The sequence below is a fragment of the uncultured Porticoccus sp. genome, from assembly GCF_913061305.1.
Classification (GTDB): Bacteria; Pseudomonadota; Gammaproteobacteria; order Pseudomonadales; family Porticoccaceae; genus Porticoccus.
The window spans coordinates 212,584-225,318 of sequence record NZ_CAJXST010000001.1; the positions used below are offsets into that span (position 1 = coordinate 212,584).

10 protein-coding genes are annotated in these 12,735 nt (G+C 52.4%); 5 read left to right on the top strand and 5 right to left on the bottom strand.

What is annotated here, in order from left to right; genetic code table 11:
- Positions 1–120 precede the first annotated feature (120 nt).
- The 4 genes from QZ516_RS01095 (at position 121) to QZ516_RS01110 (ending at position 4,032) form a co-directional block, all read left to right on the top strand.
- Positions 121–759, top strand: a complete 639-nt coding sequence (locus QZ516_RS01095; protein ID WP_297185008.1) for a c-type cytochrome — start codon at positions 121–123, stop codon at positions 757–759.
- 111 nt (positions 760–870) lie between these two features.
- A complete protein-coding gene (locus tag QZ516_RS01100) occupies positions 871–1,542 on the top strand; it encodes a thiol:disulfide interchange protein DsbA/DsbL (RefSeq protein ID WP_297185009.1) in 672 nt (223 codons plus the stop codon).
- Positions 1,543–1,711: 169 nt separating this feature from the next.
- Positions 1,712–2,827, top strand: a complete 1,116-nt coding sequence (locus QZ516_RS01105) for a phosphoserine transaminase (protein ID WP_297185011.1) — start codon at positions 1,712–1,714, stop codon at positions 2,825–2,827.
- A 35-nt stretch (positions 2,828–2,862) separates the two neighbouring features.
- Entirely contained in the window at positions 2,863–4,032 is a 1,170-nt protein-coding gene (locus tag QZ516_RS01110) for a phosphoglycerate dehydrogenase (protein WP_297185014.1), read from the top strand.
- Positions 4,033–4,075: 43 nt separating this feature from the next.
- On the opposite strand, the gene QZ516_RS01115 is transcribed toward QZ516_RS01110, so the two are convergent.
- From QZ516_RS01115 to QZ516_RS01125, 3 genes are all read right to left on the bottom strand, one after another.
- Positions 4,076–6,727, bottom strand: coding sequence for an ATP-binding protein (locus QZ516_RS01115; RefSeq protein ID WP_297185017.1), 2,652 nt, complete (start codon positions 6,725–6,727; stop codon positions 4,076–4,078).
- Positions 6,724–7,590 (bottom strand): ABC transporter substrate binding protein, encoded by an 867-nt coding sequence (locus QZ516_RS01120; RefSeq protein ID WP_297185020.1) that lies wholly within the window; start codon positions 7,588–7,590, stop codon positions 6,724–6,726. The genes QZ516_RS01115 and QZ516_RS01120 overlap by 4 nt, the downstream gene beginning before the upstream one ends.
- 191 nt (positions 7,591–7,781) lie before the next feature.
- A complete protein-coding gene (locus tag QZ516_RS01125) occupies positions 7,782–9,878 on the bottom strand; it encodes a TonB-dependent receptor (RefSeq protein ID WP_297185023.1) in 2,097 nt (698 codons plus the stop codon).
- Positions 9,879–10,092: 214 nt separating this feature from the next.
- Here QZ516_RS01125 and pdxH point away from each other — a divergent pair, with 214 nt between their 5' ends.
- Positions 10,093–10,728: a pyridoxamine 5'-phosphate oxidase gene (pdxH, locus tag QZ516_RS01130; protein ID WP_297185025.1), complete on the top strand. Its 636-nt coding sequence runs from the start codon at positions 10,093–10,095 to the stop codon at positions 10,726–10,728.
- A gap of 71 nt (positions 10,729–10,799) precedes the next feature.
- Here the strand turns inward: pdxH and rho are convergent, their stop codons facing one another.
- Both rho and trxA read right to left on the bottom strand, forming a co-directional pair.
- Positions 10,800–12,059: a transcription termination factor Rho gene (rho, locus tag QZ516_RS01135; RefSeq protein ID WP_036861129.1), complete on the bottom strand. Its 1,260-nt coding sequence runs from the start codon at positions 12,057–12,059 to the stop codon at positions 10,800–10,802.
- 217 nt (positions 12,060–12,276) lie between these two features.
- Positions 12,277–12,603: a thioredoxin TrxA gene (gene trxA, locus QZ516_RS01140; RefSeq protein ID WP_036858915.1), complete on the bottom strand. Its 327-nt coding sequence runs from the start codon at positions 12,601–12,603 to the stop codon at positions 12,277–12,279.
- Positions 12,604–12,735: the final 132 nt, after the last annotated feature.

Here is a 12,735-nt window from a genome sequence, read left to right on the forward strand (position 1 = left end):
TGGTGGAGTAACCTGATATCAACTATTAAGGTCAGAGGGGGTTTGGTATATAATGCCCCCGCTTTTTAGAAGGCAATAAGAATGTCCCATTGTAGCGGAATGCAGAGAGCGGATTAACCAATGAAAAAAATGATTCTGACAGTGACTGCCCTACTCACAACGGCCCTGACTGCCCCTTTTGTCTTTGCGGCAGGTGATGCTGCGGCCGGCCAGGCTAAAACAGCGATGTGTGCTGGCTGTCATGGTGCCGATGGCAACAGCGCCATGGCGACCTTTCCGAAGCTGGCCGGTCAGGGTGAGAAGTATCTGACCAAACAACTGCAAGATATCAAAGCAGGGAATCGTGTGATACCTGAAATGACCGGTATGCTGAATAACGCATCGGAGCAGGATTTGCAGGATATGGCGGCCTACTATGCGTCCAAGACCATTCAAATGGCCGGTGCCAAAGAAACCGCACTCGACCTCGGTGAGCGTATTTACCGTGGAGGCAACATTGAAACCGGTGTGCCAGCCTGTACCGGCTGTCACTCCCCGGCGGGCAATGGTAACAACCCTGCGGGTTATCCGGCATTGGGAGGTCAGTTTGCCGAATATACCGCCAAACAACTGCGCGCCTTCCGCACTGGTGCCCATGATCCCGATAATTCGGCAGCCCGTACCAATGATGGCGACTCACAAATCATGCGCAGTGTTGCTGCCCAGATGAATGATGTTGAAATCGAAGCGGTGGCGAATTTTATCGCCGGGTTGAAATAAGCAACAGCACGCCAAGGCGGTATCCGACCGCCTTTTTTAATGCTGTGTAGGGAACCTGTCCGCTCTCTGTGGTCTATGCAGGGTAATTCAACCAGTCTAAAGGAAAAGCTAATGCGTAATCTGCTATCGACTCTTATGGTATCCGTCGCGATGCTGGTCTTTGCTGTGTCTACCGCCCATGCAGAAGGCCCCTACAAAGCAGGTGTCCATTACGAGGTGCTGGCCGAACCGGTTGCCACCAGTAACCCTGCCAAAATCGAGGTGGCAGAGGTGTTTTGGTACGGCTGTAGCCACTGCTACACTTTTGAACCTGCGCTCAACACTTGGGTTAAGGCGTTATCCGAGGATGTGGAGTTTGTCCGCGTTCCGGCGATTTGGCACCCGACCATGCGTCTCCATGCCAAAGCTTATTTCACGGCCAAAGCCATGAAAGTCCTTGATCAGATCCATGAGCCTATTTTTGAGGCAATGAATCCCAAAAAAACCAAACTGAAGAATCCCAAAAAAGCCCGTCTGGAGACAGAGAATGAAATCGCTGACCTGTTTGAGGCCAATGGGATAGATCGCGCAAGGTTCACTAAAGTCTTTAACTCGGCAGGCATCAATATGGCTGTTGATCTGGCAGCTAAAAAGCAGCGGCGCTACAGCATCCAGGGCACACCCGAAATGGTTGTGAATGGAAAATACCGGATATCCGGCCTCGATAATAATGGTGACAACGAGGAAATGCTGAAGGTGGCTTCATACCTTATTCAGCGGGAACGTTCGTTGATGGGTCAATAACGAACGCTTCAGTCCATTGCGATATCCACCGCCGTAGGTGCCTCTTGTTGTTATACAACGGGAGGCTTGACCCCAATATTATTAGTGGCTTCTATTCGTAGTGGCTTTGTGCAGTAGCCAATCCCGCTTAAAATGTCCCGCTTCTTTTCATCTTCCAGGCAGATCAATCATGAAACCGACTCAAAAGCCGGCCAACCCAAATTTTTCTTCCGGGCCTTGCAGCAAGCGTCCCGGCTACGATGTGTCCACCCTTGATCTTACTACCCTTGGACGCTCACACCGAGCGGCTATCGGCAAGACCGCATTACAGCGGGTGTGTGAGGAAACGGCCCAGGTTCTGGGCTTGCCAGAGGGTTACAGGGTGGGGGTGGTTCCTGCCTCGGATACCGGGGCCGTTGAAATGGCGCTCTGGTCGATGCTGGGTCCCCGCCCGGTTGACGTATTTTCCTGGGAGTCTTTCGGACAGGGCTGGCTAACGGATATTGTCAAGCAACTGAGACTCGAGCAGGTCAATGATTACGGCGCTGATTATGGCAAGCTGCCGGAGCTAAATCTTGCCGATCCCGCACACGATATTGTGTTTACCTGGAATGGCACCACTTCCGGGGTCAAAGTCCCCAATGCAGACTGGATCAGTGATACCCGTGAGGGTTTGACCATTTGCGATGCCACCTCTGCGGTATTTGCCATGGAGATGCCCTGGGAAAAACTCGACGTGGTCACTTTCAGTTGGCAAAAAGTACTCGGTGGTGAAGGTGCCCACGGAATGCTGATCCTTAGCCCCAGGGCAGTTGAACGATTGGAAACCTATACACCACCCTGGCCACTGCCGAAGATTTTCCGCATGACCAAAGGCGGCAAGCTGATTGAGGATATTTTCAAGGGTGCAACCATCAACACGCCCTCGATGCTCTGTGTGGCAGATTATCTCGATTCGCTGAATTGGGTTAAGTCTATCGGCGGTGTGCAGGCAACGGTTCGCCGGTCCAGCGACAACCTGTCGGTCATTGAGCAGTTTGTTGCGACCCATGACTGGATACACTTTTTGGCGGAAGACCCGGCCAACCGGTCAAGTACCAGTATCTGCCTGACCTTGTCACTGGAGGCCGATCAGGTAAAACAACTGGTTAAACTGCTCGATGCGGAAGGTGTGGCCTATGACATTGGCGCCTACCGGGATGCCCCTGCCGGTTTGCGGATCTGGGGTGGTGCGACCGTCGAAAAAACGGATATTGAAGCACTGATGCCCTGGATTGAATGGGGTTATCGGGAAGTTTCCCGTTAATGATCGGTATAAGCAGCGTTGCGTGAGAAAAAGCCATGTTTAAAGTGCGGACCTATAACCAGATTTCTACCAAAGGGCTGGACCGTTTTCCCAGAGAAGACTACGAAATAGCCAGCGAATTTTCGCAGCCAGATGCGATTTTACTGCGCAGCCAGAAACTGCATGAAGAAATCATTGCCGAGAGCGTCAAGGCGGTGGCGCGTGCCGGTGCGGGTGTCAATAATATTCCGGTGGCTGAGTATACCCAGCGTGGCATCGTGGTATTTAACACCCCGGGTGCCAATGCCAATGCGGTGAAGGAGTTGGTAGCCTCCGCCTTGTTTCTCGCTTCCAGAGATATTTTTGGCGGCATGAATTACGTACAGGGACTCACCGCCATCACGGATGATGCCGAGATGTCGACACTGCTGGAGAAACAGAAAAAGCAGTTCGCCGGCTGTGAAGTAGCTGGCAAGACCCTGGGTGTGGTCGGCCTCGGTGCCATCGGTGCGCTGGTGGCCAATATGGCTCTTGAGCTTGGCATGAACGTGGCCGGCTATGATCCGGCGATTTCTGTGGAAGCGGCCTGGCGCCTGTCCAGGCGGGTTCAGAAAGTGGAAAACCTGCAGAGTCTGCTGGCCTGCTCCGATTTCATTTCCCTGCATGTGCCTGCCATGGAGGCAACCCGCCATCTGATCAATGCTGAAGCACTGCGCTGTGTCCGGCCCTCTACCATTCTGTTGAATTTTGCCCGGGAGGAAGTGGTCGACCTGGCAGCGATCACGGCGGCTTTGGATGAAAAGCGTCTGGCGAAGTATGTCACCGATTTTCCGGTGCCGACGCTGCTTGGCCGCAAGGATGTACTCTGTATGCCGCATATCGGCGCCAGTACTGAAGAGGCTGAAGAAAACTGTGCCATGATGGCTGCCGATCAGCTCATGGATTATCTGGAAAATGGCAACATTCGCAATTCGGTGAATTTCCCGAACACCAAAATGGCCAGAAATGGTGGCTATCGAATCACGTTCTGTAACGAGAATGTGCCAAAAGTGTTAGGTCATGTGCTGTCCCTGCTGGCGGATCGGGACATGAATGTTATCGACATGGTCAACCAGAGCCGTGATGGCATCGCCTACAATATTATTGATGTCGCCAGTCAGCCAACTAGCGACCTGCTCAAAGCCATTGCCGACGTCGAGGGTGTGGTCGCAGTTCGGTCTGTTTGATCAGATTCCAGTAATAAGTCTGATAGAGCTTTTTTAAAGCTCCCTACAGGTCGATCCATTCAACCTCACGGTCAATCTTGTCGAGCAGTACTGAAACTGACGTCAACGATCCCGCCTTGATCTGTTCGTGAAGGTGCCTCACCAGTTGTTCCAATGTCGCCAGTTTGAAGACACCGGCGATACCCAACAATTGGTGAACCTGTTCACGCAATTCGGCAAGGTCATCATCGGCCACGGCCTGGCGTGCTTTTTTCAACAGATCCCTGACTTCCTGACGGAATAAATCCACGGAAAGATCCCCCCCTTCAGTGGATGGAGCTGGCACATCCGTGGGTGGCCTGATGTTGAGTAGTTTGCAGATGTTGGCAAGCAATTCATTTTCATTGAGAGGCTTGAGTTGCAAACCATTTGCTCCGGCATCGAACAGTGCCCTCTCCTCTTGCTGGAGGATATCGGCCGTCAGGGCCAGGGCCGGAATTCGTGCGTTGGGATTATTGCTGCGCCGCAGAGCGATCAGGGTATCAATGCCATTTTTCTGAGGCATGTGTATATCCACCAGTAACAGGTCAAAGGTGTCATGCTGGCAGGCTGCGAGGGCTTCGTTGCCGTTGTTTGCCAATGTGCAGTAGGCGCCCATCTTGCTCAGCAAAGTATCCAGTAGCAGGCTGGTGAACTGGTTATCCTCGGCAATCAGGATATTCACACCATCAAGGAGTTGGCTATTTACCGGGGCAACGGTGGTCGGGTCCTGTGACGGGCCATTTTCATTCAGTGATCGGTGCAGCTCGGACAGCGGTGGCGGCATTGATAGAAAAGCGACCGGAGTGAGCTCTGCCCGCTCCCTGGCATTGAATTGCTGATAAAAATTCAACTGTGATGCTGTCAGAATCAGTTTAGCCCTGGTTGCATTGCGCAACTGCACCATGAGTTTCGAGAGATCATCACTGGCCCCCTGCGGGGCGGGTATGCAGACAATAACCCGGTCGCTGGCCTCAAGGTGTAATGAGGTATTCAGCAAATGGTCGTAATCGGTGACGAGAATATCGTTCACCCCGAATCTTTCCAGAGCATGCCTGAGTGCCCGTGTTGTAAATTCGTTACAGCTGGCGATAACCACCTTGCAGGGCCTGATTTTCCAGTTTGGTTGGGTCTCACAGAGCGGTAGTGGTAGCGTTATACGGAAGGTGGAGCCGCTACCCTCCTGGCTCTCCAGGTCAATGTCACCCCCCATGAGATCAACCAGGCTTTTGACAATCGAAAGTCCCAGTCCGGTCCCGCCATAGTGACGGGAAATGGAGGTGTCTGCCTGGGTAAATGCATTAAAGAGCAGACCCTGGGCATCGGCGGAAATACCGATACCGGTATCCAGCACTTCGATAATAACGGCTTGTGCCGGGTTGGTTTTCAGTGAGATGAAAACCCCACCCTGTTCGGAAAACTTGATGGCGTTGGCGATCAGATTGCTCAAAATTTGCTGTAGCCGGATCATATCTCCCACCCGGTGCAACAACACATCGGGTGCATAATCCACTGCGATACAAAGGCCCTTGTGTTGGGCCTGGGGAGAAAACAGGGCGCTGGCCTGCTCTACGCATTCCGCCAGATCAATTGGCTGTTGATCGAGCTCAACGGTATTGGACTGGAGTTTTGAGCAAGCCAGAATATCGTCAATCAGTGTCAGTAGCTGGCGTGCTGATTGATCAATAATCTGGCAATAGTGACGGTCTGTTTCGGACATGATGCTGAAATCGAGCAAGTGTACAAACCCCTGAATGGAGGTAATGGGTGTCCGCAGCTCATGACTCATCCGTGCCAGAAAATCACTCTTTGACTGATTCGCTGTTTCCGCTTCCTGCCGTGACAATTCCAGTTCACGGTTCTTTTTTTGCAGACTCTCGAGGGTATCCTGTAACTGGCTGGTAGCGAGATTAATCCGATATTCAAGATTTTGTTTGCCCTCAGTAATTGATTCCGCCAGTTGGTTGATGCCACTGGCGAGAATGGCAAGTTCGTCGTGGGTTCCGGTTTGGGCCCGAATACTCAGGTTCCCGCGGGCCATTTTTTTTATGACGGCGGTGAGGTGCTGAATCGGAGCAATCAACCCCAAGCTTAGGTAATAGGTCAATATGAAGGCAATAATCAGTCCCAACAGCGATAGCCAGAGGGAGGTAAAAACAATCTGACGCTGTTTTTGGTGCAAACGGGCCTGATCAATCGCGACGATTACCCAGCCGATCAATTCATCATCGGCCGCTTGCGCGGCCTCTTCCTCGTAATCACTGAACTCAATACCCAGTAAATAAACGGGTTTCTTGAAGTAGACGTGATTATCCAGTCGAAAGGGTTGTTTGTCTGGCGAAAATCCCAATGCTGCCGCGGGTATATCTCCCGAATTCAGAACCAGTTTCTCCGCGTGGTCTATAAAGGCGACACCGGACACATCGGGCAGGCGAATGGCCGCCGCCGATGTGTTTGCGAGTAACTTGATGTTTCTTGAGTAGAGCGACAGATCCGAAATCGTCGCCAGGTAATCCGATGTTATATCCCCGGACTGATAAAGATTTTCTGACAGATCGCCCCGTCGGGCATCAATTGTGTACAGCGCCAAAAACGTGATGATTAACAGTAGTGGGAAAAGTGCCACCACAAGAAACCGCTGATGAATCGACTTGCTGAGCAAAGGGCTTTTAGTCATTGTGCTGCTTGCTCCTGCTTTTGGATGTCCATGTAAAGCGTATTGTCTGTCGGCAGGGATATGCCCAGTGATCGTGCTATGGCCGGGTTGGTGGAAATACTGAAATAGCGGGGATACTGGGGCTCGCCGAGAGTGCTTTCCGGATTGCGCAGCCATTGACTGATCTGTTCCCCTGCCTGTCTGCCAATATCGTCAGGCGAAGAAAAAATAGAGGCCAGCGCCCCGGCGATGGTATAGGCCTTTGAAAAGCCGATTACCGGGACCTTTTGCTGAAAGCTGAGGTGGAGAATCCACTTGGCGATCGCCCGGTTCAGGACGGCCTGATCCGGCAGGGCAATAAACAGGTCTGTACCGTTGACCACGGGACGCAGCACCGACACAGGGTTGTCCTCCCGGTCGAGGTAGCCGTGTTTGAGAACCAGGCCACGTGCAGCGGTAAGTGTCTCCAGCTCTGTCTCCAACCCCCTGGAGACAGGACCGAATATGGTACTGAATCGCGTGGCTTCCGGTTTCAGTAATGATGCGAGTGTGATCACCCGACTGAGGGGTTGATCCAGAAAAATTGCAGAAACCGACCGCGTTGGTGCTTTATCGTGCGCTGACCAGGCAGATTCATAGGCATTTTTTGGGGTGAAAATACTGAGCACAGGTGTTTCCCCTCCCCAGTCAACCACCTCGCGAGTCGCATAGCTGCCGATGGCAACAATGAGTTGATAGGGGGGATCCTGGTGATCTGGCAGCTCGGTTTTATGGAGGTCAATGATGCTGAAAGCGGGGTTTCCCGGCAGTGTTTTGTTGACAGTGTCTTGCAGTGAGTCGGCGGTTTCAAGGTAGTAAGAGGCATCGCTGGATAACAGCAACAAAATGTCTGCCTGAGCTATTGGACACGTCAAAAGAGAAAGGAGAAGGAGCCCAAGGGTGGAGAGGGTAGCAAAGATACCTTGTTTCCTTACCGGTCGCGTCAACATGTCTTCCCTAAGCAATGTTGCTATTGAGCGTGAGACCTTTCATGTCCATCGTAGTGATTTTGTCTGGAACAATGAGGTCAAGCACATCAAAAATTCAGCACGAGACGCAAAAAAAGTCTGGTTTCAAAAACATTGTTTTGAGCATGCTCCATATAGTCACCCCCCAGATTTTGGCCGATAAGTGACAGGTTTCCAGTGCTTGAACCCACAGTAAAATCATAACCCAGATGGGCATCTACCCGGACAAACTGTTCGACAGGGTTGCCATCACGCCAGTCTGCTGCGGTCATGTGGTAGACATTGATGCCTGAGGACCAGCCTGCAGAAAATCGCTGAAACAGCAGCAGGCCGGCCGTATGGCGCGGTGCACGTTCGTTGTGATCCTTGATCTGAAAATAGGGTTCATAACGGGAGATATAAAAACTGTCCACATCCCGATAGCCGTAGTGGGCATTGATCAGGGTATGCTCGGTGGGTTGGTAGCGGAGTTGTAACTCAACTCCCCGCGTTACCCAGCGACTGTTATTGTCGCGAACTGAAATGGTTTCATCCAGCCCGAGCGATGGAATACCCAGATCAGCAGGTGCCTGGTAGGTATCGATGCCATCTTTAACGGATTCCCGAAATAGCCTGACATCAAAGGTCAGTCCCTGTGTGGGTAACTGCGCCAGATAGCCCAGTTCCAGGCTTTTCAGTCGCTCTTCCTCGACGTTTTCAGCAGATTTTCGAATCGCCTGAACCAGTACCTGGTCGGCAAGAATATCTACATTCAGCTCTCTGGCCTCGCCCAGAGAAGGTGAGCGCCGACCAATGGCATAACCTATGCGAAGCGTATGGGAAGGATTGATGTGGTAATTGGCGCCGACACGGCCGGATGCAATCGTGTCCACCAGGACGTTGTTTTCGATCATCAGACCGGCATTCATGGTCCAGTGGGAACTGGCCTCCCATTCCAGGTGCCCGAAGAGTCGGCGACTGGTCAGTGATTCATCGCCACTATGACCAAATACTGTTTTGCCACTGATATTGTCGTAGCGCAGGCCTGCCCCCCAGGTAGCCCGCAAATCGGGGGTCAGGTGCAGGCGATGTTCCAGTTCTACGTCGTAGCGCTCTGAATCAATGCCCTGAAAGCCGACGATATAGTGTTGATCTTCAATATCCAGGGTCGGGTCAATCATCTGAAAAAAGCCCGGCACCTGTTCCGGAGTAATGGTGAATCCGAGTTCCTCCGACAACAGGTTGGAAACCAGCCCCTGGTTGATATAGTTCTCACCCTCAATTCGGTTGTGATACAAATGGATTTGCAGCCCGTCGCCGTTGACCAGATCCCGGTTCCACTTCAGAGACTGGTATTGGTTTTTGAACTGGACACCAGCGTACTCCGCCGGGCGGTCGGCATCACCCCAGCCAGAATTGTTGTGTGTGTATCCGGCTTGAAGGTCGAATGTATCTGTAATATTCGGGGTGTACATAGCGCGCAGGTTCAAGGCCAGCATTTCTTTGCCGTCCTCCATTGGCCCCCGGTTGTCTCCGGAACTTACCGATGGGAAGCCATCGTTGTGTTGGTAATTAAAACTGACACGGTAATCCAGCTTGTCGGCATTGCCGCTGTAACGAACAGTGGTTTCCCGGGTTTGCTGGTCTCCTGCTGTCACGCCGACCTGCCAGCCGCGCTCCTGCACAGGTTTGCGAGTGATGATATTGACAGCGCCCAAAAAAGCATTGGAGCCGTAGGCCGGGGCATTTGATCCCCGCACAATCTCAATATGGTCAATATCTTCCAGACTGATACCCAGCGAACCCCATTCAGTATTGGCATACACCGGGTCATAGATGGGCCGGCCATCAACCATAATCTCCAGATGGTTCGGGAATTCGCGGCCAAAGCCGTGATAGCCGATTCCGTAGCGATTGCCATTGATATAGTAGGATTCGAAGCCGGGTACCAGCCGAAAAACATCGACCCAGGTCATGGCACCGGAGGCCTTGATCAATTGCTGGTCGATAATGGTGACACTTGCGGGAACCTGGTTCAGGGGTTGAACCATCCGCGCTACGGAGGTGACTGAGGGCAGCTCACCGAGCATGTCCTCTTCCGTAATGAATGCTGATTGAGGTTGACTGAGAACCAGCTGGCTGAAGAGTAAACCCGTTACTGTCAGGCTCAGTGTGGCGCGAGACATAACGTGCTCCCGGGAGAATTGGCGTGATATTTTTGCAGGGACATATTCTAAGTCCCCGATGCGGGAATATCAGCTGTTTATTGCTGCCCGGATAAAGAAAACCCCTGTAAACCCTGTTATCGGGTTGCATGACAGGGTCGCAGTGTCAATCCAATAGCAGCAGTAGGCACTGATCCGGGCTAAAATGCCGGGTTATGATTGAGGAGAGTAACTGATGTCGCTGGAAGATAGTCGTCGCGAATACCAGTATGGACGCTTGCGCAGGGAATCACTTAAGGATTCTCCCTTTGAACAATTCAACCTGTGGATGGAGCAGGCCATTCACTCGGATTTATCCGATCCGACGGCGATGTGTCTCGCCACGGTCAACGCCGAGGGTAAACCCTGGCAGCGCACCGTATTGTTAAAGGGTATGGATGAGAGAGGGTTGATGTTCTATACCAACCTGGGTAGTCGCAAGGCCAGAGAGATGTCAGGCAATCCGAATGTCAGCCTCATTTTTCCCTGGATGCGGATGGATCGGCAGGTGATTGTCGGCGGGCAGGTGGAAAGACTCACGAAAACTGAAGTTCTGAGCTATTTTCTCAAGCGCCCACGGGGGAGTCAGCTGGCAGCCTGGGCCTCGCAGCAGAGCAGCCGGCTCAGCTCCCGGCAGGCACTGGAAGCCCAGTTCATACAAATGAAAGAGAAGTTTGCTGCCGGGGAGATACCGGTGCCGGATTTCTGGGGCGGGTATCGGGTGGTGCCCGGCGAATTTGAATTCTGGCAGGGCGGAGAAAACCGTCTGCATGACCGTTTTCAATACCTCAGGTCCGAGAAGGGTTGGACTATTTTGAGGTTGGCACCATGACTGACCCCGTGCCGGGGCAGTTCCCACAGAAAAAACCTGGCATTAGCCAGGTTTTTTGATACCGCTTGAGACTATTTGCGTTTCATCGACAGGAAAAACTCATCATTGGTTTTGGAGTCTTTCAGTTTATCGATGAGAAATTCAGTGGCATCCGAGTCTTCCATGCTGTGGAGGAGTTTGCGCAAAATCCACACCCGTTGCAGTTCCTCTTCACCCATTAACAGATCTTCGCGGCGGGTGCCGGAGCGGCGGATATTGATAGCGGGATAGATACGCTTCTCTGCCATTTTCCGATCCAGGTGCAGTTCCATGTTGCCGGTGCCCTTGAACTCTTCATAAATGACTTCGTCCATCTTGGAGCCGGTTTCTACCAGCGCTGTGGCGATAATGGTAAGACTGCCACCCTGCTCGATATTTCTGGCAGCACCAAAAAAGCGCTTGGGACGTTCCAGGGCGTGGGCATCCACGCCCCCGGTCAACACTTTGCCCGACGAGGGCTGGACGGTGTTGTAGGCCCGGGCCAGTCGGGTTACCGAGTCGAGTAGAATGACCACATCTTTTTTGTGTTCCACCAGTCGCTTGGCTTTTTCGATAACCATTTCAGCGACCTGTACGTGACGTGAGGGCGGTTCGTCAAAGGTAGAGGCAATCACTTCACCGCGTACAGAGCGCTGCATTTCCGTCACTTCTTCCGGACGTTCATCGATCAGCAACACCATGATGTAACACTCTGGGTTGTTGCGGATGATGGACTGGGCGGTGTGCTGCATGAGAATGGTTTTACCGGCTTTTGGTGGCGCTACGATGAGACCGCGCTGGCCTTTGCCAATGGGTGAAACCAGGTCGATAATTCGGGGGGTCAGGTCCTCGGTAGAGCCATTGCCTGCTTCCAGTACCAGTCGCTCATCGGGAAACAGTGGTGTGAGGTTTTCAAACAGAATTTTGTTGCGGGCATTTTCCGGCTTGTCAAAATTGATTTCGTCGAGCTTGAGCATGGCAAAGTAGCGCTCGCCCTCTTTGGGCGGTCGAATTTTGCCGGAAATGCTGTCCCCGGTTCGCAGGTTGAACCGGCGGATCTGGCTGGGGGAGACATAAATATCGTCCGGGCCAGCAAGGTAGGAACTGTCGGCGGATCTTAAAAAACCAAAGCCGTCGGGGAGTATTTCAAGAACGCCGTCTCCGTAGATATCCTCGCCACTTTTGGCATGCCGTTTGAGAATACTGAAGATGACATCCTGCTTGCGTGAGCGGGCCAGGTTGTCGAGGCCAATTTCCTCGGCAAGTTTCAGTAGTTCATCGATGGGTTTAGTCTTGAGCTCGGTCAGATTCATAAATACAGACATAGTAATAATTGTTGTTAGGATTTGAGGCAGGCTGACAACCGGCCGGAAATTATCTTTGGTGTCCTGGAAGGGCTAAATGGGGTTTTTTGGTAAGGCCTCTCGCCTGGGAGTTCGGCGGGAACAGTCGCAGTATAGGGGGGCCTACTCTAAAGCGCAACAATCTGAGCGGCAGCGCAAAAGGCAGGCCACTCAGTATTATGATTGATCAGAGACCGGCTTCAATGAATTCAACCAGCTGGGTTTTGGACAGAGCCCCGACCTTGGTGGCTTCAATATTGCTGTCCTTGAACAGGATCAATGTCGGGATACCACGAACATTGAATTTTGCCGGTGTCTCGGGGTTTGAATCCACATCCACTTTGCAAATCTTGACCTTGCCGGCATATTCGTTCGCCAGTTCATCGAGAATAGGTGCAATCATCTTGCAGGGGCCGCACCACGCAGCCCAAAAATCAACGAGTACCGGCAAGTCTGAGCCAAGCACTTCGCTTGCGAAACTGGCATCGGTTACGTGAACGATGTTGTCGCTCATTGGGGATCTCCAGAGTAATGTGAATTAAGTCGTAAGGGGGTAGAATTGTTACAAATCATAACACCCGTCCCGGGCAGGTAACAAATCTTCCGGACGGTGGTCAGATGGTGCCGACTATAGTGCCGGTAGCCT